Genomic DNA, 26,134 nt, shown 5'->3' on the forward strand with positions numbered 1-26,134 from the left:
GTACATGATATTGAGAGTCTTTCGCATTAATAGCTCAAGCCCACGCCCATCGAAGCTCCAAGGCCCTGCTTAAACCTCCCGCCTCATGCAAAAAGTCTCTCCTCCCTCACAATGAGGGAGGAGAGACTCGCAGTCGGCGTTTATAACCTCAGCCCAGATCGCCCAAGTCCAAGTCATCCAGTGGAACAGCCTCGCCCGATCCTGAACCAAAGTCGTAATCGAACGGGTCATAGTTCATCGTGAACGCAGCAGCCTTAGCCTCTGCGGTCGGCTCCACCCGCATATTGCGGTAGACCTCCAGACCAGTACCGGCCGGGATAAGTTTACCGAGGATGACGTTCTCCTTGAGACCAACCAAGGTGTCCGTCTTGCCATTGATCGCGGCGTCAGTAAGAACCTTAGTGGTCTCCTGGAAGGACGCCGCCGACAACCACGACTCGGTGGCCAACGACGCCTTGGTGATGCCCATCAGCACCGGGCGGCCCTCGGCCGGACGGCCTCCCTCAGCAACCGCCTTACGGTTAGCAGCCTCATATGCACCGCGGTCCACGAGCTCGCCTGGCATCATCTGGGTGTCACCAGACTCAATGACGGTGATCCGGCGCAACATCTGGCGAATGACAATCTCAATGTGCTTTTCGTGGATACCAGCACCCTGAGTGTTGTAGACCTTCTGCACCTCCTTGACGAGGTACTCCTGCACCCGGCGGACACCGGAAATACGCAACACATCCTGCGGATCGGCAGTACCACCCATGAGCTGCTCGCCAGCGGCGACTCGCACACCGTCGCGGATAACGCGGTGGGTACCGTCGAGATCAAACTCGAGACGGGCACGGCGCGGCACGACGTACTCAACATCGTCCTCACCGTCATCACGCACCAATACGAGCTTGCGGCGATTGTCGGACTCGTCGATACGGATGACACCGGCAGCCTCAGCCAGCGGCGACTTACCCTTCGGGCTACGGGCCTCGAAGAGCTCGACGACACGGGGAAGACCCTGGGTAATGTCGTCACCAGCAACACCACCGGTGTGGAAGGTACGCATCGTCAGCTGGGTTCCGGGCTCACCAATCGACTGAGCGGCGATAATGCCAACGGCCTCACCGACGTCAACCAGATGACCGGTCGACAACGAGCGTCCGTAGCAGCGAGCGCAGCAGCCCTGGGCAGCAGTGCAGGTCAGCACAGAGCGCACCTTGATTTGCGAGATTCCAGCCGCGATGAGCCGAGAAATCTCCTCATCACCAAGGTCAGAGTTGGCCTCCACCACAACATTGCCGTTCGCGTCGAGGGCGTCAGCAGCCAAGCAGCGGGCGTACACTGCAGTGTCCAGCCCCTCCACACGCACCAGGTTGCCGTTGCCATCGTTGACAGCAATCGTCTTGGGCATACCGCGGGTAGTGCCGCAATCGTTCTCCCTCACGATCACGTCTTGGGAAACATCGACCAGACGACGGGTCAGGTAACCCGAGTCGGCGGTACGCAAAGCGGTATCAGCCTGCCCCTTACGACCACCGTGGGTGGAAATGAAGTACTCCAGAACCGTGAGGCCCTCACGGAAGTTCGACTTAATCGGGCGAGGAATGATGTCGCCCTTCGGGTCGGCCACCAGACCGCGCATAGCGGCAATCTGGCGCATCTGCGTCATACTGCCTCGAGCGCCCGAATCCACCATCATGTGAATCGGATTAGTCTGGGTGAAGTTGGCCTCCATGGCGGCGGTCAGCTCGGCGGTGGCCTCAGTCCAGATCTGGATCAGGTCCTGACGACGCTCCTCCTCGGTGACGGCGCCACGATCGTACTCACGGTCGACCTTGGCAGCGCGGGTCTCATACCCAGCCAGGATCTCCGGCTTAGTCGGCGGGGTCTGGACATCACCAATAGAAACGGTCACGCCGGACAAGGAACCCCACTTGTAGCCAATGTCCTTAAGGTTGTCGAGGACGTGCGCCACTTCGAGCTGGGTCATGCGCTCGCTGAGATCATTAACGATCTTGCCGATCTGCTTTTTGCCAACCAAGAAGTCAACGTACGGGTAGTCGTCCGGAAGCACCTCGTTAAACAGCGCCTGTCCGAGAGTGGTATCGAGGATCACCGAACCGTCGGCACGAACCGTCTCGTCATGCGGCGGCACAATGCCCTTAAGGCGCAGCTTGATCTTGGCGCCAATCTCGAGCTCACCAAGATCGTGGGCCATAATGGCCTCCGCAAGCGAGGTGAAGGCACGCCCCTCACCCTTGAGGCCGTCAAGGGCCATCGTCAGGTAGTAGGCACCAATGATCATCTCGTGCGAAGGCAAGGCGACCGGGCGACCATCAGCAGGCTTGAGGATGTTGTTCGTCGACAGCATGAGGACGCGGGCCTCAGCCTGGGCCTCGGGACTCAACGGCAGGTGCACAGCCATCTGGTCACCATCGAAGTCGGCGTTGAAGGCCGAGCAGACGAGCGGGTGCAGCTGGATAGCCTTGCCTTCAATGAGCTGAGGCTCGAAGGCCTGAATACCCAGGCGGTGCAGCGTCGGTGCACGGTTCAGCAGAACCGGATGCTCCTTAATGACCTCCTCGAGGACGTCCCACACCACCGGACGCTGACGCTCCACCATGCGCTTGGCAGACTTCACATTCTGAGCATGCTCAAGGTCAGCCAGACGCTTCATGACGAAAGGCTTGAACAGCTCCAACGCCATCGTCTTCGGCAAACCACACTGGTGCATCTTGAGCTGCGGGCCGACGACAATGACCGAGCGGCCAGAATAGTCGACGCGCTTACCAAGCAGATTCTGACGGAAACGGCCCTGCTTGCCCTTAAGCATGTCCGACAGCGACTTCAGCGGGCGGTTGCCCGGGCCACTCACCGGACGCCCACGACGGCCGTTATCGAACAGCGAGTCGACAGCCTCCTGGAGCATTCGCTTCTCGTTGTTCACGATGATCTCCGGGGCGCCAAGATCAACCAGTCGCTTAAGGCGGTTGTTTCGGTTAATGACGCGACGGTAAAGGTCGTTGAGGTCCGAGGTGGCGAAGCGGCCACCATCGAGTTGCACCATCGGACGCAGATCCGGCGGGATGACCGGCACGCAGTCCAGCACCATAGCCTCCGGCGAGTTACCGGAATCGAGGAAAGCCTGAACCACCTTGAGGCGCTTAAGGGCGCGGGTTTTCTTCTGGCCGCGACCAGTCTTGATGATCTCACGCAGCTTCTCAGACTCGCTCTTGAGGTCGAAATCGTGCAGACGACGCTTGACCGCCTCGGCACCCATCGAGCCCTCAAAGTACTTGCCAAAGCGCGACTTCATCTCGCGGTAGAGAATCTCGTCACCCTCAAGGTCTTGAACCTTGAGATTCTTGAAGCGATCCCACACGGCGTCCAGACGATCAATCTGGCGCTGAGCGCGAGTTTCAATATGCTTGAGCTCCTTCTCGGCGCCGTCCTTGACCTTGCGTCGCACGTCAGCCTTGGCACCGTCGGCCTCGAGCTGAGCCATGTCTTCCTCAAGCTTGACCCGGCGGGCCTCCAGCTCGGAATCACGGCGCTGCTCCAGCCGCGACCGCTCGGTCTGCACTTTGGCCTCCAGCGATGGAAGGTCACGGTGGCGAGCCTCATCGTCGACGGCGGTGATCATATAGGCCGCGAAGTAAATGACCTTCTCGAGGTCCTTCGGAGCGATATCGAGCAAGTACCCCAGACGGGAGGGAACCCCTTTGAAATACCAGATATGGGTCACCGGGGCAACCAGCTCAATATGTCCCATACGCTCACGACGCACGTTGGAGCGGGTCACCTCGACGCCGCAGCGCTCACAGATGATGCCCTTGAAGCGGACGCGCTTGTACTTGCCGCAGTAGCACTCCCAGTCCCGGGTCGGTCCGAAGATCTTCTCGCAGAACAGGCCGTCACGCTCGGGTTTGAGGGTGCGGTAGTTGATGGTCTCGGGCTTCTTGACCTCGCCGTGGCTCCACGCACGGATCTGGTCGGCCGTGGCCAGGCCGATCTGCAACCGGTCGTAGTAGTTGGTGTCCAGCACGATTGTTCTCTTTCCCCCACTCGGGTGGGTGGTGGCCCCTCCTCGTCAGGAGGGGTTCCAGTCGGGGTGTCTGTGTGAGTCGGGTTGTCCGGGCCCGTCCCCACCCCCGTCAAACGGACTGTGTTCAGGGGTCGGGGGCCGACGCCGTCACCCCCGACATATGGGCAGGTCAGTCGGCCATAGCGTTGTCGGCACCAGGACGACGCCCGATGTCGATACCCAGACCAGACCGGGTGTCTTCCTCAGAGCCGCGCAAGTCGATCTCTTGGCCCTCCGAGTTGAGCACCTCCACATTCAGGCAGAGTGACTTCATCTCCTTGACGAGCACCTTGAAGGATTCAGGAATACCCGGCTCAGGAATGTTCTCGCCCTTGACGATCGCCTCATAGACCTTGACACGGCCTGGAACGTCATCGGACTTGATAGTGAGCAGCTCCTGCAAGGCCCAGGCGGCGCCATAGGCCTCCATAGCCCACACTTCCATCTCGCCGAATCGCTGACCACCGAACTGGGCCTTACCGCCAAGCGGCTGCTGGGTGATCATCGAATACGGGCCGGTGGAACGGGCGTGGATCTTGTCGTCGACCAGGTGGTGCAGCTTCAGCATGTACATGTAGCCGACGCCCACCTTCGAGGGGAAGGGCTCGCCGGTACGGCCATCAAAGAGGGTCGCCTTACCGTCGGTGTCAACGAGCATCTCGCCATCGCGGGTTGGATGGCCATACTGCAGCAAACCGGTGATCTCCTGCTCGGTGGCACCGTCGAATACCGGGGTGGCCAGACGGGATTCCTCAGGAATATCAATGAGGCCAACCTCGCGCAGACGCTCAGCCCAATCGCCCTCGGCCTGGGTGATATCCCAGCCGGAGTGAGCGATCCAGCCCAGGTGCATCTCAAGAACCTGCCCGACGTTCATTCGGGAGGGTACACCCAACGGGTTGAGGATGATGTCGACAGGGGTGCCGTCCGGCAAGAACGGCATGTCCTCGACAGGTAGAATCTTCGAGATGACGCCCTTGTTACCGTGGCGTCCAGCCAGCTTGTCACCGATGGAAATCTTGCGCTTCTGGGCGACGTAGACGCGAACCATCTGATTAACGCCCGGCGCCAACTCGTCACCGTTCTCGGTGTCGAAGATGCGCACCCCGATGACAGTGCCTTCCTCGCCGTGAGGAACCTTAAGGGAAGTATCACGGACCTCGCGGGCCTTCTCACCGAAGATCGCGCGCAGCAGACGCTCCTCAGGGGTCAGCTCGGTCTCGCCCTTCGGAGTGACCTTGCCAACCAGGATGTCGCCAGTGCCAACCTCTGCACCGATACGCACAATGCCGTTCTCGTCAAGGTTGGCCAGCATATCCTCGGAAACGTTCGGAATATCCCGAGTAATCTCCTCAGCACCCAGCTTGGTATCACGAGCGTCGACCTCGTGCTCCTCGATGTGGATCGAGGTGAGAACGTCGTCAGAGACGATCCGCTGGGACAGAATGATGGCGTCCTCATAATTGAGGCCTTGCCAAGGCATGAATGCGGCCAACATATTGCGACCGAGGGCAAGCTCGGCGTTGTCGGTCGACGGGCCGTCGGCCAGCGGGGTGCCAACCTCAACGCGCTGCCCCACCTTGACCAGCGGACGCTGATTGATGCAGGTACCAGCATTCGAGCGGCGGAACTTTTCCAGCTTGTAGGTCTGGTATGTGCCGTCGTCGCAGGCGATGTCGATCAGGTCAGCACTCACCGACAGCACCGAACCGGCCTTCTCAGCAAGAGTGACATCACCGACGTCAACCGCACAGCGGTATTCCATACCAGTTCCGACGAATGGAGCCTCAGTGCGCACCAGCGGCACGGCCTGACGCTGCATATTCGCACCCATGAGGGCTCGGGAAGCATCGTCATGCTCGAGGAATGGGATGAGAGCAGACGCCACCGACACCATCTGGCGCGGGGACACATCCATGTAGTCGACCTCGGAGCTGGGAACCTCGTCGGCCTCACCGTGGCGCTGGCGCACCAGCACACGATCGTTGGCGAAATGGCCGTCGTCATCAAGCTTCGCGTTGGCCTGGGCAATGACGTGACGATCCTCTTCGTCAGCGGTCAGGTAGACGACCTCATCGGTAACATGCCCGTCAACGACCTTGCGGTATGGGGTCTCGATGAACCCAAAAGCATTGACGCGAGCGAAGGAAGCCAGCGAACCAATCAAACCAATGTTCGGACCCTCAGGGGTTTCAATCGGGCACATACGACCGTAGTGCGACGGGTGAACGTCACGGACCTCCATGCCGGCACGGTCACGAGACAAACCGCCGGGGCCCAAGGCCGACAGGCGACGCTTGTGGGTCATCTCGGCCAGCGGGTTGTTCTGATCCATGAATTGCGACAGCTGGGAGGTTCCGAAGAACTCCTTGATCGCTGCCGTCACTGGGCGGATGTTAATCAACGTCTGCGGGGTAATGGCCTCAATGTCCTGCGTAGTCATGCGGTCACGCACGACGCGCTCCATACGGCTCAGACCGGTACGCAGCTGGTTCTGGATCAGCTCGCCGACGGTACGCAAACGACGGTTACCGAAGTGATCAATGTCGTCGGGCTCAACGACGATGTCGTCTTGTCCCTCCCGCGGCAGAGTCGCGGTGCCCTCGTGCAGGGCGCACACAAAGTGGATAGCAGCGACGATGTCATCGACCGTCAGGACCTGCTGATCGAAGGGCAGGGACAGACCGAGCTTCTTGTTGATCTTGTACCGACCAACCTTGGCCAGGTCGTAGCGCTTCGGGTTGAAGTAGTAATTCTCAAGCAGCTGCTGCGCGGCATCACGGGACGGCGGCTCACCGGGGCGCAGCTTCTTGTAGATGTCAAGGAGAGCCTGGTCCTGAGTCTCGACGCCATGATCCTTCTCAAGGGTCTGACGGATCGACTCATGAGTGCCGAACTCCTCAAGAATCCGGTCGGCAGTCCAGCCGAGGGCCTTGAGGAAGACGGTCACGTTCTGCTTGCGCTTACGGTCCAGACGGACGCCGACGGTGTCGCGCTTGTCGATCTCGAACTCGAGCCAGGCGCCACGCGACGGGATCACCTTGCAGGTAAAGATGTCCTTGTCGGAGGTCTTATCGGCAGTCTTTTCAAAGTAGACACCGGGGGAACGCACCAACTGGGACACCACGACACGCTCCGTGCCATTGATAATGAAGGTGCCTTTGGAGGTCATGAGCGGAAAGTCACCAATAAAGACCGTCTGAGACTTAATCTCCTCGGTCTCATTGTTCATGAACTCCGCAGTCACGAACAGCGGGGCTGCGTAGGTAGTGTCACGATCCTTGCACTCGTCAACGCTGTGCTTAGGATCTTCGAAACGGTGGTCCCGGAAAGACAGGGACATCGTCTGGGAGTAGTCCTCAATCGGAGAGATCTCCTCGAAAATCTCCTCGAGTCCGGACTTGGTATTAATGTCGGTGCGCCCCTCTGCAAGGGCGGCGTCCACACGGGACTGCCATATCTCGTTGCCAACGAGCCAGTTAAACGACTCGACCTGAAGATCGAGAAGGTTGGGAACTTCCAACGGCTCGTGAATCTTGGCGAATGAAATTCGTCCCGACTGGGGCGAAATGGCGCTGGTGTTCTTCGACGCGGTACGCGTGGCGGCCAATGTGCGGTCCTTCCGAGAACTCCTACAACCGACCCGTCGGCCGGTCTGGGGGCATGACAAACCGCCCATGTCAAGCATGGGCGATCGCTGGCAATGGTGCAATGAGCTATTGTAATACGCCTTATTACTTTACCGCAAGTCCACGCCACCTAGCCTTCACCATGGGGGACACTTCTATAAGGCAACGATCTCCTCTTCGCTGAGACCGGGCCGTGATGCGGGTTTACCTGCCAAGCACGTGGGGCCACCCCTCAAAGAGGAGTGGCCCCACGTAGTGAACTTTGTAAGCAGTCACATGCTCACTTGAGGGTGACGGTGGCACCGGCGGCCTCAAGAGCCTCCTTGGCCTTCTCGGCGTCCTCCTTCTTGGCCTTCTCGAGGACCGGCTTCGGGGCGCTCTCGACGAGGTCTTTGGCGTCCTTCAGGCCCAGGCTGGTGAGGCCACGGACCTCCTTGATGACCTGGATCTTCTTGTCGCCGGCCGACTCGAGGATGACGTCGAACTCGTCCTTTTCCTCCTCGGCAGGAGCGGCCTCGCCACCGGCAGCCGGAGCACCGGCAGCAGCGACAGCCACCGGGGCGGCTGCGGACACGTCAAAGGTCTCCTCGAACTGCTTCACGAACTCAGAGAGCTCGATGAGGGTCATCTCCTTGAAAGCGTCAAGGAGCTCTTCGTTGCTGAGCTTCGCCATGATGGGCGTCCTTTCACTCGTTGGTGTTGTCCTGGGCGGCGGACGCCTCAGGGGTCTCGGTTGTCTTGGGCTCCTGGTCGGAAGCCTCTCCAGCTCCACCAATCACAGACGGATCGGCAGCAGCCTTCTCCTGCAAAGCGCCCAGGCCGCGGGCGGCCTTCGACGGCAGGGCGTTGAAGACCACAGCGGCCTTCGTGAGGTTGGCCTTGAGGCCACCGGCGAGCTTGGCGAGGAGGACCTCGCGGGACTCGAGATCGGCGAGCTTCTTAACCTGGTCGGCGTCAAGGACGTTACCGTCCATCACACCGCCCTTAATGACCAGGAGCGGGTTGTCCTTTGCGAAGTTCTTCAAACCCTTGGCCACGGAGGCCACGTCACCATGAATAAAGGCGAGGGCGGTGGGGCCGACGAGCTGATCGTCGAGTCCCTCAATACCCGCCTCCCTGGCGGCAATGCGGGTCAGGGTGTTCTTCGCAACGGCGTAGGTGGCGTCACTCCCCAGTGAACGGCGCAGATCCTTGAGCGCCGACACGGAGAGACCGCGGTACTCGGTCAGCACGGTGGCGTCGGCCGAGGAAAACTTCTCCTTCAGCTCGGCGACCGCAGCGACCTTGTCAGGCCTAGCCATTGGGTCTCCTTCCCACTTCTCGTACGTCGCGCTGGCAGCTGCACTGCTAGCGCCGGAGCCGTAGGGAGGACAAAAAGAACCCCCGGTGCACAGGCGCACGACGGGGTAACAAGTCATCTCGGCGTTCACCTGCGCGGGCCATCCATCGCTCCGGATACTTGGCGGGAAACCCCGACCAGCGGTCTACGGCAACTCGTACAGAATAGCTGGCTGTAGGTGGAGTGCCAAATTACGCGATAGGGCAGCTCCAATCGCCCCAATAACATGTCCATCTGGGGATGCGTTCAGAAACTCCCCAGCGTGATGACGCCATGACCACCATGGTCACATCCACAGTTTGGCTGAGGCGCACCTGGGCAGGCGGTGGCTCGCGGAGACGCAAAGACGGCCCCCGCAACGTCGTTGCGGGGGCCGTCAACAGTCAGTCAGTCTGCGTCGCGAGCGGCGACAGGATCGATCTGCACACCGGGACCCATCGTCGAGGAAACGGTAATTTTACGCAGGTAACGACCCTTAGCGGCGTTCGGCTTAAGACGCAAGATCTCGTCGAGAGCAGCGAAGTAATTCTCGGCCAGCTTCTCGGATCCGAAGGACACCTTCCCAATAAGGAAGTGAAGGTTGGCGTAACGATCGGTACGGAACTCGATCTTGCCGCCCTTAATATCGGAGACAGCCTTAGCGACATCCATGGTGACAGTGCCGGTCTTAGGGTTCGGCATCAGGCCACGCGGACCGAGCACGCGTCCCAGACGGCCAACCTTGCCCATCATGTCCGGGGTAGCAACCACGGAGTCGAAGTCCAAGTACCCGCCCTGGACCTTGGCGATGAGATCGTCGTCACCGACCTCGTCGGCGCCCGCCTCGCGGGCGGCCTCGGCCTTCTCACCGGTAGCAAAGACGAGGACCCGTGCCGTCTTGCCAGTGCCGTGAGGAAGGTTGACGGTACCGCGAACCATCTGGTCGGCCTTCTTGGGGTCGACGCCGAGACGGATAGCCACATCGACGGTCTCGTCGAACTTGGCCGACGCGCCGGAAGCCACCAGGGCCAGAGCCTCCTCCGGGGAGTACAGCTGGTCGACGTTCACCTTCTCAGCGGCTGCGCGATATGCCTTGCTGCGCTTCATATCTGGTTCCTTTCACCAGGTGTGGTGAGGGCAGCGCGTGCCCCTCCACAAAAATTGTTTGTGGGAAAACTGTCTGCGGGTTGGGCGCCTCAGGCCTCAACCTCGACGCCCATGGACCGAGCAGTACCAGCCACGATCTTCATGGCCGCCTCAACGTCGTTGGCATTGAGGTCTGGCATCTTAGCCTCGGCGATCTCACGGACCTGATCCTTGGAGATCTTGCCAACCTTGTGGGTCGCCGGGTTCTCCGTGCCCTTCTTAATTCCGGCAGCCTTCTTAATGAGCTCAGCAGCCGGCGGGGTCTTGAGGACGAAGCTGAGCGTGCGGTCCTCGTAGATGGTGATTTCGACCGGGACGACGTTTCCACGCTGTCCCTCGGTCTGAGCGTTGTAAGCCTTGCAGAACTCCATGATGTTGACACCATGGGGACCAAGAGCGGTACCAACGGGCGGGGCCGGGGTGGCCTGTCCCGCTTGCAGCGCGACCTTGACGACGGCCGCTACTTTCTTCTTAGCAGGCATGTTGGGTCCTTCTTTCGGTGGTGACGACACCGGTCGGTGCCGTCAGTGTGAGTCCAAGTGTGACGAGCACTCGGACGCAGACGCACCGGCCAAGTCTAAGCAACTCGGCCGGTGGGGCCAAAATCAGGTTCAGATCTTCTCGATCTGGTTGAACTCGAGGTCCACCGGAGTGGAGCGGCCAAGGATCTCAACCAGAGCCTTGATGCGCTGGTTATTCGTGTTTATCTCCGTGATCTGGGCTGGGACACCAGCGAAAGGGCCATCAGTGATCTGCACCGATTCGCCGACCTCGTAGTCGGCAACCTCAACCTTTGGCTTAGCCTTCGGTGAGGGAGCCTTGTCAGCGTTCTCACGACTAACCCTGGCGAGAACCGACGGCGTCAACATCTTGATGACCTCATCAAAAGTTAACGGGATCGGAGTGGTGGATTGCCCGACGAACCCGGTCACCGACGGGGTGTGGCGCACGATACCCCACGAGTCGTCAGTGAGGTCCATCCGCACCAGCACGTAACCAGGCAAGTACACCCTGGTGATCGTACGGCGCGCGCCGTTGCGGATCTCGACGACCTCCTCGGTCGGGACGACCGTTTCAAAGATGTAGTCCTCCATGTTGAAGTTCTGCACCCGAGCGTCCAGGTTCTGTTTCACCTTGTTCTCCATGCCGGAGTAGGTGTGCAGCACGTACCACTCGCCGAACTTCGAGGACAGCTCACCGCGTAACTCTTCAATGGCAGCGTCAACGACATCCTGATTATCAGCATTATCAGCTTCAGAAGACTCATCCTCGTCGGCGTCTTGCTCATCGTCAGCAGCCTGACCGATGCCGAGGTTACGGGCGATGTCATCATCTGAGGCCTCGGCAGGCTCGTCGTCACCAAGATCAAGGTTGATCTCGGGCTCCTCAGCAGAGTCCTCCTCGCTGAGGTCCCCAAGGTCGATCTCGACCTCGTTGTCCTTCTCCTCGGCGGTGTCGGGGGTTAACGCGTCAAGGTTAATCTCGACGTCGTCAGTTTCACTGAAATGGGGGCTGTCACTCACAGGTCAATTCTCCAATGTGATCGTCAGTGGCCAAAGAGCTTGATGACGACCCATCCGAAGACGACGTCCAAGCCACTGACGTAGGCGATGATGAGCAGAACAAAGACGAGGACGACGAGGAAGTACTGTCCCAGCTCGTCGCCACTAGGCCACTTGACCTTGCGCAACTCAGCAACCGACTGCTTGGTGAAGGTCACCGGGCCAATGCGTTGCTTGCCCTGATCGGCGGGCTTATGGTGAGAACGCTCCTTGCGAACCGGAGCTTTCGTCAGCTTACGCTTCGGCTCGGGGCCAGCAGACTTAGCCGCAGACGCGGTAGCGGGCTCCTCATCAGCCGCGCTAGCTTCCTTGCGCACGGGCTTGCCGCGGCGGGCTGGTTTGCCAGCAGAATCCTTCTTGCGCACCGGCCGGGAAGAACGAGCTGACGCAGCGACCTCCTCCGCTCCTTCGAGCTGGTCGGGGTCGTCAATAACCATATCTTCGGGATCGGCCTTATCGGGAGTCTTATCGACGACATCGTCTGGGGTCGTCAACTCTTCAGCCTCTGGGTCGACAACGTCGTACTCGTCAGTCTCCGGAAGGTTGTTGGATGCCAGATCCTCGCCCCTTGGAGACAGCTCGCCCTTGACGGAAAGATCGTCTCCGTCGCTGAGGTTTCGCTTCTCGTCGGTCACGCTATTCCTTCGGGTCCTGCCTGACGGTTGGTGCCGTGGACCAGGACTTCGCCACGGCTGCGCACCAGGGATACGCCCCGCACATGCGTCTCGCAGGGCACGAGGGACTTGAACCCCCAACCTGCGGTTTTGGAGACCGCTGCTCTGCCAATTGAGCTAGTGCCCTTCGGCGATGCCTGGGTGACAACGCCAGCACAGGGAGTATAGGAGAGAACTCGGTCCCGCGTCGAATTAGGCACGATAGAAGCCTACAGAACTTCCGGCCAACCATCCATCGGGTGGTTGACCGCAGCCATTTCAGCTGCACGGTCTTGTGGCCCACCCTTCAGCAGCTTCTCGCTAGCTGCGAGCAAGACGCAGGTCGACACACCCTCTATAGCCGCACGCAGCTCGTCCACACCAGGAAACGACGGGGCCAGACGAATTGTGCGATCGTGCGGGTCACGGTGCAACGGGTGAGACGCTCCAGCTGGTGTCAGCGCGATACCAGCTTCCTTGGCCAGGGCAACAACTCGTGACGCGGTACCGTCCATAACGTCGAGGGTGATGAAGTAACCACCAGTCGGGTGAGTCCAGGATGCGACACCACGTCCGCCCAGACGATGAGTGAGGATCTCATTAACGACAGCGAACTTCGGGGCAAGGATCTCACGATGGGCGCGCATGAGCTTGCGGACCCCCTCAGCGTCACGCAAGTACTGCGCATGACGCAATTGATTGACCTTGTCAGGGCCAATCGAGCGGATTGCTGCGTGTCCCAGGTACCAGTCGAGGTTGGCCTTAGAAGAGGCCAGGAAGGAAACGCCGTCACCAGCGAAGGTGATCTTGGACGTTGAAGCCAGCTCGAAAACGCGGTCCGGGTTGCCCGCTTCCTCAGCCCAGTGGAGCACCGGCAGGGCAGGGCGCTCAGTGTCGGTGAGGTGGTGCAGGGCATAGGCGTTATCCCACCAGATACGGAAATCTGGCGCTGCCGGCATGGATACCAAAGCCCGGACTGTGCATTCGTCGTAAATGGCGCCGTTCGGGTTGGCGTACATCGGCACGACCCACATGCCCTTGACCGACGGATCGGCGGCTAGCTTCGCAACCTCGTCGACGTCAGGGCCGTGCTCTCCTAGTTCCACCGGGATCATGTCAATGCCTAGATGCTCGCAGATGGCAAAATGTCGGTCGTAACCGGGAACCGGGGCGATGAACTTGACGTTCTGACCGGACCAGGGCTTCTGTCCGGCAATGCCGTGGACGAAAGCGAACATCGCCAGATCATGCATGATCGACAAACTGGAATTGTCGGCAGCAATGATGTGGTCGACGTCGACGCCCAACAACTCGCCGAAAATGCGGCGAATCTCAGGGAGACCTCGGTTACCGCCGTAGTTACGAACGTCCCGGCCGTCCTCGGCATGAGAGGGGACGTCAATCGTCAGTAAGTTCGCGTTGAGGTCAAGCTGAGCTGGAGAAGGCTTGCCACGGGTGATGTTGAGACAGACACCACGGGCGACGAGGTCGGCATGCTCGCTGCTTAGCTGCTGATGCAGGACGGACAGGTCATCGTGGGACAGGTCAATCAACGGGGTGGTCATGCCCCCAATTCTGTCTCCTCGCCAGTCCAGGACAACACGCGACCCTCCAGCCCTGCTGCAGTAAGGCTTGAAGGGTCGTGGCGTCTGGCAATGCTAGGACGCGTCAGATCGTGCAGCCGATCAAGCGCGGCTCGGGCACCAAGGTGATCCCATAAGCGTCGCGAACTCCGCCAATAACAGTGCGTGCGAGGGTAATGAGGTCGCCTGAACTGGCACCGCCACGATTCGTCAAAGCCAGGACATGTTTAGTCGACAGACTCGCCGGCGCATCCTCAGCCGCTTTGAATCCCTTACCGTAACCGGCGTGGTCGATAAGCCAGGCCGCACTCGTCTTGACCCGACCGTCGGACTGGGGGAAGGCCGGGGCCCCCTCCGGAACCTGATCCGGCGGCACCAAGGGGTTGGTGAAAAAGGACCCGGCACTCCAGGTGTCATGGTCATTGGGGTTGAGGACCATCCCTTTACCGGCCCGGACCGCTAACACCGTCTCACGCACCTGAGAGGTATCGACCCTCTCCCCCAGCTCTACTCCCAAACGTCGCGCTAGTTCGGCGTAGCGGACTGGCAGAGAGCGGGTACCGAGGTTGAATTGCATGGTGACGTCGAGGACGACGTAGCGATCGGGCTCAGCCTTGAAACGGCTAGAGCGATACCCGAAATCACATTGGTCAGCGGTAAAAGTGCGCTGAGTGTCGTCGACACGGTCCCACGTACGCACCCGCGCGATGAACTCCCCCACTTCGACGCCGTACGCACCGACGTTCTGGATGGGCGTCGATCCGACGAGACCGGGGATGCCAGAGAGAAACTCCGGGCCGACCCATTCCTGCTCAATGGCATGGACAACGAAATCGTCCCAGACCTGGCCTGCGGCGACCGTCACCAAGGCGCCCCCACACGACGACACCTCCGCGGACAGTCCCGAGGTAGCGACGCGGACGACGGTGCCGTCGAACCCATTGTCACCGACGAGGACATTCGAACCACCGCCGAGCACCAGGCACGGCTCGCCGCGCCGATCACAGTCACGAACAGTTGCCAAGAGTTCGTCGTGGGTCGTCGCGATGACAAGGTGACGCGCCGGGCCACCCACCTTCAAGGTCGTCAGGGGGGCCAGCGACACGTCTTCGCCACCGGACAGACACGTCGTCGTTCCAATGACCTCGTGATGAATCGTGCTGCAGGCCTCAGTGGGGTCGTCGTCCTCGTAGGGGCCAATGACCGTGGTGCTCATTGCTCCCCCTGCCTCACGACCACCTCGACCCGGCCCAGGACCGATTGGCCATCGCATTTGACGTCGACAGCCAGGGTCGCCGCCTCCTCGCTGACCTTGCGCACCGTGGCGGCGACCTCGATAGCGGTGCCCCCCTCGGTATCTGGAACCTGGACCGGTCGAGTGAAGCGCGCTCGCTGCGAAACCACCCGCTCAGGGCCGCCGACCCACTCTATGACAGTGCCAAGAGCCGCACCCATAGTCCACATACCGTGGGCGATAACTCCGTCCATGCCGGCCTCGCGGGCAGCTCGATCACTGTAGTGGATGGGGTTAAAGTCGCCGGATGCGCCTGCGTAACGGACCAGAGTAGTCCGAGTAACGTTGATGGCTCGCGGGCCGAAAGTCTGCCCCTCCGACAGCTGTACGCTCATGCGTTCCCCTCTGGACGGGTATGCCACAACGTTGACGTGGCATTGCCCAAGTGCTCGCCGTCGACGTGATCCAACGAGACGTTAATGCCGATGATGTCGGTATTGCCTCGGGTACGCACAGAAGTGATAGTGAGGGCGGCTGTCACCTCGTCGCCTTCATGAAGCGGACGGATCCAGTGAAAAGACTGGTCAGTGTGGATCATGTGCTCCAGGCGCAGGTCAAGCTGCTCGTCGTCGAACAACGCCTCCCATGCCCGAGACGCCAACACCATCGCGAAGGTGGGCGGAGCAATGGGGTCGTCGCCTCGATAGGCCGGGGCGTTATCCCCCAAAGCAGTGGCAAGCTCCCGGATTTTCTCTGCGGTAACAAGATACGGGTCTGTCGTCGGGTAGGTGCGCCCAACGTCATGAGAACTGATCGACATGTCGTCAGGCTATCCCAGACCCCCACCGCCACAGAATACCTCGGAGCATCTTAATTGCTCACACACAGCAATTGCTCCCACACAGCACGAGGGGCCGCCTCTAAAGCAGCCCCTCGTTTAAGATTCTTGGGTTCAAGTCCCGGTCTCAGCGGGTCTCGCGGTGCGCGGTGTGCTTGCGGCAGCGCGGGCAGAACTTCGCCATCTCCATGCGATCAGGATTGTTACGGCGATTCTTCTTGGTGATGTAGTTGCGCTCCTTGCACTCGGTGCAGGCGAGCGTGATCTTCGGGCGAACGTCGCCGGACTTCTTGGCCATCTTTCCTACTTTCGAGCCGTATGGAGTGTGTGCTCCCGAGTTTCCCCGGTTAAATTGGTAGCGGGAGCGGGAATCGAACCCGCGACACAGCGATTATGAGCCGCTTGCTCTACCCCTGAGCTACCCCGCCAATGTGATCCTCGGCACCGCATCCTGGCCCGGCCCACCGGGCGAGTGGGGCCGATTCACACTCAGAGCCCCCAAGCAGAATCGAACTGCTGACCTTCTCCTTACCATGGAGACGCTCTGCCTACTGAGCTATAGGGGCAACGGATGAGAAAACTACACGAGCTTTCGACCGTTGGCAAATCAGAACCCGAAATCTCCTAAACCCCCGAGATTAAACCCCGAAACCGGCTTTCAGTCGAACCGAGCCGTCCCGCCTCATCACATCTCCAACCGATCAATGTCAGCCCAAGACCTGGTTATGGCGAAACCAACCCCCGAATCCATCCGACCCGGGGGTTGCGTGGCAGGTGTTGGATTCGAACCAACGTAGGCGAAACCGACGGTTTTACAGACCGCTCCCTTTGGCCACTCGGGCAACCTGCCGTGCTGGCGTTAACCAGCGATCGATGATATTAGCAGACGGGCCGCAGTCATGACCAATTGGTATGTGAATCAGGCCGCATCCGTATCACCCACCACCAGAGACGTCACCGGTTGCACGAGATCGCCCGGGACAACCGACTCCGTACTCCGCGTTGTGACACACTCCTGCATATGCGCATCGCCAGCTTCAACATCAACGGTATCCGAGCTGCCTTAAAGCGGGGATTCTCCGAGTGGATGGAGGCTCGTGACTGCGACGTCATCGGGCTGCAGGAAGTGCGTTGCCGTCCTGCCGACCTACCCGAAGGAGCCTTCGGTGACCGTCACGTCTCCTGGGCACCCGGCTCGCTGGCCGGACGCAACGGCGTCGCTCTCCTCACCCGTACCGCCCCGGCCGAGGTCCGGTCCTGGGGAACCCACCTCGTCATGACTCCCGGCCAGGCTCCTACCCCCGCACAGGTGCTCACAGGCAACACCAACGGCCTCCCCACCGAGTTGCTGCCCTTCGCCGACGAGGGACGCTACATCGAGGTCGACCTGGCCGATACTCCCCTCACCGTCGCCTGCCTCTACCTGCCCAAAGGCGCCACCCCGGATCCAGCCAACGAGAAAGCCATCGCCAAGCAGGACCGCAAAATGGCCTTCCTGGCAGGGTTCCGCGACCACCTAGTCCGACGCCGCCAAGAATGCACCGCCCAAGGCCGCCACTTCCTCGTTATGGGTGACTTCAACATCGCCCACGAAAACGCCGACCTCAAGAACTGGAAAGCCAACCAGCACAATGAGGGATTCCTACCCGAAGAGAGGCAGTGGTTCGACACCATCCTCTCCCCCGACACCCTCATTGACGTTGTGCGCGCCCAGCACCCCGACACCAACGGGCCCTACTCGTGGTGGAGCTGGCGCGGCAAGGCCTTCGTCAATGACGCGGGCTGGCGTATCGACTACCACCTGGCCTCACCAGAGTTGGCGAGCAAAGCCATCACGTCCGAGATTGATCGTGACCCTTCCTACTCCGAGCGCACCTCCGACCACGCAGCAGTAGTCATCGACTACGACCTGTAAGTCAGGACGGGTCGAACATCCCCTCAACCTGACGAGCGGGCACGTCAGCCACGCTCTCGTGGGACCAGTGCGGGTTGCGGTCCTTGTCGACCAGCTGGGCGCGCACCCCCTCGCAAAAGTCCGAATTGCGCATAAAGGACCGCCCCAGAGCACGATCAGTCTCCAACACCTCGCCAAGACCCGACGCGGATTCAGCCCTCACGACAGCGGCCAATGCGACAGCTACCGACAACGGACAGCGCGTCGCAATGTGCTCAGCCGTCTTACGCGCGGCCGGCTCGGGACGATCAGCCAATCGACGACACACCTCGACGGGATCATCAGTGTCATAGCACTCCTGAATCCACACCGCATCGCGCGCCAACTGACAAGCGACCGGATCGACGTCAACGGGCTCGCCGTCAGCGTCGACGACCTCATCCACCAAACCGGCCCACAGCGCCGAAGCCGCATCGATGGAGGCCCCGGTCATGGCTATATGGCGGCCGACAAGGCGCGGGGCCCGAGAGAGCTCGAAACACGCACCCACGTCAGGCCATAGACCAATACCCGTTTCCGGCATCGCGAGGACGAGGTCGTCGCGGGCCTCGACCCGCTTAAGGCGCAGTGCCAACCCAAGCCCGCCGCCCATGGAGATGCCGTGCAGATGTGCGGTCCCCGAGTGCACCTCAGCAATGGCAGCGTCAACGTCGTACTCGCCATCCAACCAGTCACCAGCGGCCTCGGGATCCTTTAATGCCAACGATCTGAGCTCGCGAATGTCAGCCCCCGAACAGTAGCCGCGCTCTCCCGCACCGGATAGATCGATGCTGCGCGGCGATCCCTTGACGGCCTCCCCAATAGCCTCCAGCATCTTGCCAGATAACGAGTTGATTGCTCGGGGACGGTCCAAGATGATCGTGACATCGTCGATACCGCTGATCTTCACCTCATCCATATCCCCAGCCTGCCACGTCAAGAACTCGCGTCGTCACTCTCTGCTCCCAACAACCATGGCTACCGCCACCGAACTATCCGCTGCATACCGGGCGCTCTAACAGTCAATGGACCTTGTGGGGGTGCGGAACGTGAACGTCCTTATGCGTCCACCCTTGCCCCAGGCTGTGTTCGTGCCACACCAGGCGGGCCGCCAGCACCAGGACCAGCGCGACACCGAGAGCTGCGGCACTATTGCGCCAGGACAGGTTGACCGCATCGAAGGACAACATGATGACGGTGGTCCACACCGCAGGGCGAACGAAGCGGACAGCTTCGTCAATCAGGGACAGTAGCAGCGCCCCCCATAGCACATACCAAGAATGCAGCGCTGGAGCACATAATGCCACGGCAAGAAATCCCAGCACCAGGAAGGACAGCGGCTTGCGCGGTAGTAACCGGACGGCCATGACCACCAACAGACACACACCGACGAGCACGCCAATGGCCTGGGAAATCGGAATGACAGCTGCCGCTGCTTGATGTGCGCCAAAGGCACCAAGCACCATTCGCACACCCATGCCGACCAGGGTGAAAGGAGACACCGTCAACACCATACCGGGAACATTGACGGCGTGGTACCAGCCAAACCCTAAACCCGATGCCCACGAAATACCCGAAAAAATAGCCACCGAGATAGTGAGGGACCCTACCGTTCGCCCCAAAGCCGGAAAAAGGTGGCGCGGATGCCACGACGCCATAGGATGACGGATCATCGGCAGAGCAACTGCGACCATAAATGCCGGCTGTTTGACGGCCGCCGCACCCCCGACAAGTACCGCGCCAATCGTCCATGACCAACTCGTCATACAAGCAATCCACAACCCGATAACGACCAGCCCCATCATGAGGGCGTCATTATGTGCTCCCCCGATGAAGTCCACCACGAGGATGGGGTTGAGGGTGGAGAACCAGGCTGCAAAGTGCGGGTCTCGTCCGACTCGACGCGCCACCCGGGACAACAATAACCCTATAGCGATAACGCCTAAGAGAGCCGGAACACGCATAAAGACCGACGACCAGTAGGGATTGTCCCCAGTGAGGTGGACGATCCCATGTTGGACGACGAGGGCTAAAGGACCGTAGGGGGTCTTGGTATAACGCCATTCCTGGGCAACTTGGTCGGCGAAGGCCCCAGGTAGCAACCCGGGATACCCCTCATAGGGGCTGATGCCGTTTTCCAGCAGCCAGCCCTGGGCGGCATATGAGTAGGCGTCGTGACTGAAGATGGGTGGAGCGAGCAGGAAAGGCAGACCCCACACGCCGAGTACAGCCCACGGGTGTAGTCCAGCACGAATACCTGGAAGGTGCTTAAAGTATCGACGCGCATGCTTCGGCAGCGGTTCTGCGGTAAGGTCACGCGGCTCGCGACCAGGCCGCAGGCGCAGCCAGGAATCGACCAGCAGACCGACGCCAACGAGGACAAGCAAGGTCCCGACGATACGCCACGTTGATCCGCGTAGACCAGCCTCGTTTAGCCGAGACCACCATGGCGAGTTCAGTGGCAGATAGGCCGGGGTCAGTGATCCGGCCGTGATGAGAATCGTCCCAACCAGCCCTTCCAGGACCGACCAGGACCTCCAGGCGCGCACATAGGCAAGCCATCTGATCCGTCGTCGCCGCCCAACCGGCTGCTTCACCGATCACCGTCCAATCCCCACGCGCTGACCAGATCGGTGCGCGACGACGATTCCGGAACACACTTATCGCTCCAGGACAGGACGTCAAACGGGCAGGACTCGATGCACATGCCGCAATACATGCACAGCCCCCAGTCGATAGCGAACTCGTCGAGAACGGCTACCGTGCGGGGACGGCGAACATCGCAATCCGGAACCGCTTCGTGGTGAGCGTCGATGGTGATGCACCAAGCCGGACACTCGCGGGCACAGATCATGCAGGAGGTGCACGCGTCGACGTCAAGGTTGATAGTCGAATGTCTCATGCCTGCCTGCCTGACGCCGTGCTTGCCATTCGACGGGCAGCTGATCGCGGGCGCCGGCCAGACATGGCCGCGATGACCTCGGCATCCGGAACATCCTCGCCGTCTTTGATACGCCGCCACGTCTCAGGGTCAGGAACGCCGACCGGCAGACGTCGACCCGCGGACTTCGAGCCAGCCTGGTCAGCCGCACCCGGCCACACGGTGTCAGCTCGCTGCGCCAACACAGCTTCCTTGCGCAGGGGCGGTTTCGGTGCATCGTGGACAAGGAGGGCACGATCATCTGCCCCAGGGCCGACAAACCTCACACCAAAAAAGTCGTGGATCTCCCGCTGATACCAAGATGCCCCGGCCAGCACGTCGACAATCGAGTCCAAGGTCCCGCCGTCACGAGGCACACGGGTGGAGATAGTCACGTCGTCGCCGTCATGATTCTCGAGGCGGCAAACCACGATGATGTCGGGATCCTGGCCGCGCTCCCCTGCCCCGTCGATGGCCGTCAGGTGAGCCAGCCACGGGCGAGTGGACACCGCCTGGGCAACAGCGTCGTGCCAGCCGATTGCAGGGACATCGCTGGTCGTCATGCGGCCTCCCGGGACGAGGCTAACAACCCAGTGAGCGTTTCAGGTCCGGGGGGACAGCCCGGAATCCAGTGGTCGGCGTCGACCCCCGCATCCGGGAGTCCAGCGACGACACCAGCGGAATCCCAGTAGGGTCCGCCTGCGCAGGCGCACGCTCCAAAAGCCACCACGTCAACAGGATGGTTGCGCTTGAGTTCACCGACAGTGTCACGCACCACGGGCGCCAGACCAGTCGTCACCGTCCCGGAGACGAACACCACTATCGGGGCGCCGTCTGGGATCTCTTCGCGCACCGGAGCGTTGGCTGACACGGCAGCCCCACTCTCGACCCCACAGCAGGCCAGCGCGAGGTCGACGACGTACACGGATCCGTCGGCGAACCAGTCGATGAACTTCACCAGGTCATCCTACCGAGGATACTGTTCATCACATTCGCGTGGCAGCGCGCAGCCGGGACCGAAGTTCGATAAGCAAAGGCTCGATGGTAGCGTTAGTAGCTGGTTCCGAAGCATCCAGACGCGCATCGTCGGTGCGGTCGTCCGCCACCCACATGACACGTCAACAACGGAATCCCGCGACGAGAAAAGAGGTCAGAGTGCCTTCCACCGACACGGCACATCACACCACTGACGAGCGAGAGGTCCAGTCCCTCGACCGAGTAGTCATTCGATTCGCCGGCGATTCCGGCGACGGCATGCAGTTGACCGGCGACCGCTTCACCGCCGAGTCCGCCATCCATGGCAATGACATTTCGACTTTGCCGAACTTCCCTGCCGAGATCCGCGCCCCCCAGGGCACGATCCCCGGCGTCTCAAGTTTCCAGGTGCACTTCGCCAATTACGACATCGCCACCCCGGGTGACCAACCTGACGTCTTGGTCGTCATGAACCCCGCCGCCTTGGCCGCGAACCTCGGCGACATCCGCCGCGGCGGTCTCATCATCCTCGACTCCGCCGAGTTCACCGCGAAAAATCTCAAAAAGGCCGGATACACCGAGGATCCGCGCAATGACGGCACGCTGGAGTCCTACCAGGTCGTCGAACTCGACCTCACCGGGCTGGCCGTAGCCGCCGTCGAACCTTTCAACCTTGGCCGCAAGAATTCCGAGCGCGCCAAAAACATGTTCGCCCTCGGACTGCTGACCTGGCTATACGGACGTCCGCTCGGCCCCTCGGAGAAGTTCCTAGCTAGCAAGTTCGCCTCCAGGCCGGACATTCGGGACACCAACTTTGCCGCGCTCAAGGCCGGGCATGCCTACGGCGAGACGTGCGAACTATTCCGGGTGCGCTACGAGGTGGCCCCGGCCCCGATGCCCGAAGGCACCTACCGTCAGGTCACCGGCAATATCGCCACCGCGTACGGTCTCATCACGGGTGCCAACCGGGCCGGGCTGCAGCTGTTCTTAGGCTCCTACCCCATCACGCCGGCCTCCGACATCCTCCACGAGCTGTCTAAGCGCAAGGCCCACAACGTCGTCACCTTCCAGGCCGAGGACGAGATCGCTGGGGTCAGTTCTGCCATCGGCGCTTCCTTTTCCGGTTCGCTGGGCGTGACAACGACGTCGGGCCCCGGCATGAGCCTCAAGTCCGAGGCCATCGGCTTGGCCGTCATGACGGAGCTGCCGCTGGTCGTCGTCGACGTGCAGCGCGCCGGACCTTCCACCGGTATGCCGACCAAACCTGAGCAGGCCGACCTGCTACAGGCAATGTTTGGACGCAATGGCGAATCTCCCGTCCCGGTGCTCGCAGCGAAGTCCCCGTCGGATTGCTTCGACACTGCGCTGGAGGCCTGCCGTATCGCGGTGACCTATCGCACCCCCGTGATCATGCTTTCTGACGGCTATCTTGGCAACGGTGCGGAGCCGTGGAAGGTGCCCGATCTGGCTGAGATCCCGCGCATTGACCCCCGTTTCGCGACCGAGCCGAACACCACCGCTGCCGACGGCTCGCCGCGGTTTATGCCTTACCGCCGTGACCCGCAAACCCTGGCGCGTCCGTGGGCGCTGCCCGGCACCAAAGGTCTGGAGCACCGCGTCGGTGGTCTGGAGAAGTCAGCCCACACCGGCGCTATCTCCTATGACCCGACCAATCACGAGGAGATGGTGGCCACCCGCGCTGCCAAGGTGAAGGGCATCGCAAAGACCATTCCTCCGACTGCCGTCGACGATCCTTCCGGTGACGCCGACGTGCTCGTGCTCGGATGGGGTTCCGCGTACGGCCCGATCACCGCCGCCGTACGCCGAGTACGTGCTCGCGGCCTGTCCATCGCCCAGGCCCACGTGCGCCACCTCAACCCGCTGCCGGAGGATCTGGGTGACGTGTTGCGTCGATACCGGCAGGTCGTCGTCCCCGAAATGAACACCGGCCAATTTGCGATGCTGTTGCGCTCGAAGTACCTCATCGACGTCAAGACGATCTCGCGGGTGCGCGGCCTACCAATCCCGCCGGTGGACCTGTGCGATGAGTTGTGTCGCCACTGTGGTGGCAAGGGTAGCGACGATATGAGGGAGGCCTGAGATGACTGACATCACCACCGAGGATCGTCCCGCCGGCCTGGCGAGTGTGCCGTTGGCGATCGAGCCGCTCAAGCGTCGGGACTTCGCCTCTGACCAAGAGGTGCGTTGGTGCCCCGGATGTGGCGATTACGCGATCTTGTCTACCTTCCAGGGTGTGCTGCCCGACCTGGGTATCGCCAAAGAGAACGCCGTCGTTATCTCGGGAATCGGCTGTTCCTCCCGCTTCCCGTATTACATAAATACTTATGGTATGCACTCGATCCATGGCCGTGCCCCGGCTATTGCGACGGGTGTGGCGGTGTCGCGTCCCGACCTGGCCGTGTTCGTCATCACTGGGGACGGCGACGCGCTGTCGATTGGGGGTAATCACCTCATCCACGCCATGCGGCGCAACGTCAACCTGACGATTCTCATGTTTAACAACCGGATTTACGGTCTGACGAAGGGTCAGTACTCCCCTACCTCGGAGGCTGGCAAGGTTACGAAGTCCTCCCCGATGGGGTCGATCGACGCACCGTTCAACCCGTTGGCAGTGGCGTTGGGGGCGGGCTGCTCCTTCGTAGCTCGTGCCGTCGACTCTGATCGGAAGCATCTCGCCCAGGTGCTCGCCGCCGCCGCCAAGCATCGGGGCACCTCGTTTGTCGAGATGTATCAGAACTGCCCGATCTTCAATGACGGGGCGTTCGATGACTACAAGGGGCCCGAGGCCGCCCAGCACCTCATCCGACTGGTTGACGGGGAGCCGGTGCTCGTCGGAGCTGACGGTTCCCGCGGCGTGGTGCGCGACCCCGTAAGCGGCCAGTTAACGGTGGCTGACGTCGCCGAGGTGGGCATGGACCACGTGCTCGTTCACGACTCCCATCGCGCCGACCCGTCGCTGGCCTTCGAGTTGGCGCACTTGGACGACGGCATCGTCGTCACCCAGACCCCAGTCGGGGTCTTCTACGACGTGGACCGCCCCACCTATGACGATCAGGCTCGCGCCCAAGTGAAGCTGGCTTCCGGGGATGCGACCGACCCTGGCTCCCGTAACGCCGCGCTGCAACAGCTGCTACTCGGCAGCGACACCTGGCAGGTTCAAGGCTGACGACACCAACCACGACGGCATCGGAGACGCCTACGACCCCCACACCACCACTAAGGCACTACGACGAGCACCCACAAAAACACGCTCGAGGAGCAATACCGTCGCGCACCCGTTAATGGTCTCATCATCGGCACCATCAACGGGGTTGCCTGGGTGCTTGTGCTTTTGATTCCTGGATTGTTTGCGAATGACCTTTCAAGGCGAGCGAAGATGGATCTCGTCGCCTTGATATTGCCTGTTCTTGGATGGATCACTGGGGCATGGGAACGGTCATTTGCCTCCCGTGGAGATCCAGCAAAAATAGAGCATGGGATTAAGGTGATCGGTGCCGCGATGATGACTACAATCGGAATTATGACGGCAGCCACTTTTTATACGCTAATTGCGAGTCAAGATAGCCTCCATGTGCCATCTCGTGCCGCATACAGCGCTAAGGCATTTATCTTGTACCTTCTTCCTTTGGTGGTGTTTCCTTGTGCTGGATGGGCGCTCGGGGGTGTGCGAGCAAATAATATCCATGATACTCGATGGATCATTTCTAAGATGAGTATCATGGCGAGTGTAATGCTGTTTTTGTCTACGGCTTTCTGGTTTACCACGAGCTTATTTATAGAGGCATTATTCTTTTTCGAGTTCTGAGCATTTTCCCATCCCGAACCCTGCTCAACTTGCTACACAGTTACTACGCTGGAACCATGCGGAGCATCAGCCAGCGTGAGATGCGTAAGCGGCAAGATTCTGCGCCACGTTAAGGCTGGGGAAGTCCTGATCGTCGCGCGTCGAGGGCTTCCGTCGCCCAGCTGACGCCCTACGCAGGCGATCGCCGCAACCAAGCCCGCCAGCCAAGAGGCAATTTTCGACACCAGCGATCTCATCACAACTGCGATCGACAGCGAAACTGCGATCGACAGCGAAACTGTCCTCAACGACCTGCGCGGCAAACGATGACTCGCTGGTACTCGACACCTCGGCCACTGCCATCGACCTCCAAGCCAATGCACTAGCCATCTACGACCAGCGGTTGCAATCAGCGGCACGCGACTGCGGCCTGACGGTCGTCGCACCTTCCTGAAGCGGAAGGCCGAGT

General features: G+C 60.8%; 22 protein-coding genes, 4 tRNA genes and 1 pseudogene. 5 read left to right on the plus strand and 22 right to left on the minus strand.

The annotated features are described in order from the left end of the window. Window positions 1-148 precede the first annotated feature (148 nt). From LRP59_RS09720 to LRP59_RS09800, 17 genes are all read right to left on the minus strand, one after another. The gene (locus LRP59_RS09720; protein WP_002514888.1) at window positions 149-4,030 is read right to left on the minus strand and encodes a DNA-directed RNA polymerase subunit beta'; all 3,882 of its coding nucleotides are present in this window, start codon (window positions 4,028-4,030) and stop codon (window positions 149-151) included. Window positions 4,031-4,199: 169 nt separating this feature from the next. Continuing rightward, entirely contained in the window at window positions 4,200-7,679 is a 3,480-nt protein-coding gene (locus tag LRP59_RS09725) for a DNA-directed RNA polymerase subunit beta (protein WP_023269330.1), read from the minus strand. Between the two features lie 299 nt (window positions 7,680-7,978). Then, window positions 7,979-8,371, minus strand: coding sequence for a 50S ribosomal protein L7/L12 (gene rplL / locus LRP59_RS09730; RefSeq protein WP_002514890.1), 393 nt, complete (start codon window positions 8,369-8,371; stop codon window positions 7,979-7,981). Between the two features lie 13 nt (window positions 8,372-8,384). After that, window positions 8,385-8,999: a 50S ribosomal protein L10 gene (gene rplJ / locus LRP59_RS09735; protein WP_002514891.1), complete on the minus strand. Its 615-nt coding sequence runs from the start codon at window positions 8,997-8,999 to the stop codon at window positions 8,385-8,387. 425 nt (window positions 9,000-9,424) lie between these two features. Beyond that, window positions 9,425-10,123, minus strand: coding sequence for a 50S ribosomal protein L1 (gene rplA / locus LRP59_RS09740; RefSeq protein ID WP_002514892.1), 699 nt, complete (start codon window positions 10,121-10,123; stop codon window positions 9,425-9,427). Between the two features lie 89 nt (window positions 10,124-10,212). Then, window positions 10,213-10,644: a 50S ribosomal protein L11 gene (rplK, locus tag LRP59_RS09745; RefSeq protein WP_002514893.1), complete on the minus strand. Its 432-nt coding sequence runs from the start codon at window positions 10,642-10,644 to the stop codon at window positions 10,213-10,215. A 129-nt stretch (window positions 10,645-10,773) separates the two neighbouring features. Continuing rightward, entirely contained in the window at window positions 10,774-11,685 is a 912-nt protein-coding gene (nusG, locus tag LRP59_RS09750) for a transcription termination/antitermination protein NusG (protein WP_252236855.1), read from the minus strand. A gap of 23 nt (window positions 11,686-11,708) precedes the next feature. Then, complete coding sequence (gene secE, locus LRP59_RS09755; protein WP_002514895.1) at window positions 11,709-12,359, minus strand: preprotein translocase subunit SecE; 651 nt, start codon at window positions 12,357-12,359, stop codon at window positions 11,709-11,711. A 93-nt stretch (window positions 12,360-12,452) separates the two neighbouring features. Then, window positions 12,453-12,525: transfer RNA gene (locus LRP59_RS09760), tRNA-Trp, on the minus strand. Between the two features lie 82 nt (window positions 12,526-12,607). Next, window positions 12,608-13,942 carry an aminotransferase class I/II-fold pyridoxal phosphate-dependent enzyme gene (locus tag LRP59_RS09765; RefSeq protein ID WP_002514896.1) on the minus strand — a complete coding sequence of 445 codons (1,335 nt, stop codon included), beginning with the start codon at window positions 13,940-13,942 and terminating at the stop codon, window positions 12,608-12,610. Window positions 13,943-14,045: 103 nt separating this feature from the next. Next, entirely contained in the window at window positions 14,046-15,176 is a 1,131-nt protein-coding gene (locus LRP59_RS09770) for a UDP-N-acetylmuramate dehydrogenase (protein WP_002514897.1), read from the minus strand. Next, complete coding sequence (locus LRP59_RS09775; protein ID WP_002522005.1) at window positions 15,173-15,589, minus strand: MaoC family dehydratase; 417 nt, start codon at window positions 15,587-15,589, stop codon at window positions 15,173-15,175. Before LRP59_RS09775 ends, LRP59_RS09770 begins: the two co-directional genes overlap by 4 nt. Continuing rightward, a complete protein-coding gene (locus LRP59_RS09780) occupies window positions 15,586-16,014 on the minus strand; it encodes a MaoC family dehydratase N-terminal domain-containing protein (RefSeq protein ID WP_002514899.1) in 429 nt (142 codons plus the stop codon). Before LRP59_RS09780 ends, LRP59_RS09775 begins: the two co-directional genes overlap by 4 nt. A 145-nt stretch (window positions 16,015-16,159) precedes the next feature. After that, the gene (gene rpmG / locus LRP59_RS09785) at window positions 16,160-16,330 is read right to left on the minus strand and encodes a 50S ribosomal protein L33 (protein WP_002514900.1); all 171 of its coding nucleotides are present in this window, start codon (window positions 16,328-16,330) and stop codon (window positions 16,160-16,162) included. 55 nt (window positions 16,331-16,385) lie between these two features. Next, a tRNA-Met gene (locus tag LRP59_RS09790) sits at window positions 16,386-16,460 on the minus strand. A gap of 65 nt (window positions 16,461-16,525) precedes the next feature. Further along, a tRNA-Thr gene (locus tag LRP59_RS09795) sits at window positions 16,526-16,598 on the minus strand. A 202-nt stretch (window positions 16,599-16,800) separates the two neighbouring features. Beyond that, window positions 16,801-16,882 (minus strand) — tRNA-Tyr (locus LRP59_RS09800). Window positions 16,883-17,053: 171 nt separating this feature from the next. On the opposite strand from LRP59_RS09800, the gene LRP59_RS09805 reads away from it, so the two are divergent. Beyond that, window positions 17,054-17,947, plus strand: a complete 894-nt coding sequence (locus LRP59_RS09805) for an exodeoxyribonuclease III (RefSeq protein ID WP_002514901.1) — start codon at window positions 17,054-17,056, stop codon at window positions 17,945-17,947. 1 nt (window position 17,948) lies between these two features. Here LRP59_RS09805 and LRP59_RS09810 read toward each other — a convergent pair whose 3' ends face one another. The 5 genes from LRP59_RS09810 to LRP59_RS09830 all read right to left on the minus strand — a co-directional run bounded on the left by LRP59_RS09810 (window position 17,949) and on the right by LRP59_RS09830 (window position 21,843). Then, entirely contained in the window at window positions 17,949-18,884 is a 936-nt protein-coding gene (locus LRP59_RS09810; RefSeq protein ID WP_002514902.1) for an enoyl-CoA hydratase/isomerase family protein, read from the minus strand. A gap of 103 nt (window positions 18,885-18,987) precedes the next feature. Then, complete coding sequence (mptB, locus tag LRP59_RS09815) at window positions 18,988-20,562, minus strand: polyprenol phosphomannose-dependent alpha 1,6 mannosyltransferase MptB (RefSeq protein ID WP_312845853.1); 1,575 nt, start codon at window positions 20,560-20,562, stop codon at window positions 18,988-18,990. Continuing rightward, the gene (locus tag LRP59_RS09820) at window positions 20,559-20,867 is read right to left on the minus strand and encodes a 4Fe-4S binding protein (RefSeq protein ID WP_002514904.1); all 309 of its coding nucleotides are present in this window, start codon (window positions 20,865-20,867) and stop codon (window positions 20,559-20,561) included. The genes mptB and LRP59_RS09820 overlap by 4 nt, the downstream gene beginning before the upstream one ends. Continuing rightward, entirely contained in the window at window positions 20,864-21,448 is a 585-nt protein-coding gene (locus LRP59_RS09825) for an NADH-quinone oxidoreductase subunit C (RefSeq protein ID WP_002514905.1), read from the minus strand. Before LRP59_RS09825 ends, LRP59_RS09820 begins: the two co-directional genes overlap by 4 nt. Further along, the gene (locus LRP59_RS09830) at window positions 21,445-21,843 is read right to left on the minus strand and encodes an NADH dehydrogenase (RefSeq protein WP_002522008.1); all 399 of its coding nucleotides are present in this window, start codon (window positions 21,841-21,843) and stop codon (window positions 21,445-21,447) included. The genes LRP59_RS09825 and LRP59_RS09830 overlap by 4 nt, the downstream gene beginning before the upstream one ends. 152 nt (window positions 21,844-21,995) lie before the next feature. On the opposite strand from LRP59_RS09830, the gene LRP59_RS09835 reads away from it, so the two are divergent. The 4 genes and pseudogenes from LRP59_RS09835 to LRP59_RS09850 all read left to right on the plus strand — a co-directional run bounded on the left by LRP59_RS09835 (window position 21,996) and on the right by LRP59_RS09850 (window position 26,119). Beyond that, complete coding sequence (locus LRP59_RS09835; RefSeq protein ID WP_002533342.1) at window positions 21,996-23,960, plus strand: 2-oxoacid:acceptor oxidoreductase subunit alpha; 1,965 nt, start codon at window positions 21,996-21,998, stop codon at window positions 23,958-23,960. A 1-nt stretch (window position 23,961) separates the two neighbouring features. Then, window positions 23,962-25,047 carry a 2-oxoacid:ferredoxin oxidoreductase subunit beta gene (locus LRP59_RS09840; RefSeq protein ID WP_002514909.1) on the plus strand — a complete coding sequence of 362 codons (1,086 nt, stop codon included), beginning with the start codon at window positions 23,962-23,964 and terminating at the stop codon, window positions 25,045-25,047. 210 nt (window positions 25,048-25,257) lie between these two features. Then, a complete protein-coding gene (locus LRP59_RS09845) occupies window positions 25,258-25,686 on the plus strand; it encodes a hypothetical protein (RefSeq protein ID WP_002533343.1) in 429 nt (142 codons plus the stop codon). A gap of 305 nt (window positions 25,687-25,991) precedes the next feature. After that, window positions 25,992-26,119: pseudogene (locus LRP59_RS09850) on the plus strand (toxin PIN). Window positions 26,120-26,134 lie beyond the last annotated feature (15 nt).

Origin of the sequence: Cutibacterium sp. 37298, from assembly GCF_023838685.1 — a bacterium.
Taxonomy (GTDB): domain Bacteria; phylum Actinomycetota; class Actinomycetes; order Propionibacteriales; family Propionibacteriaceae; genus Cutibacterium; species Cutibacterium acnes.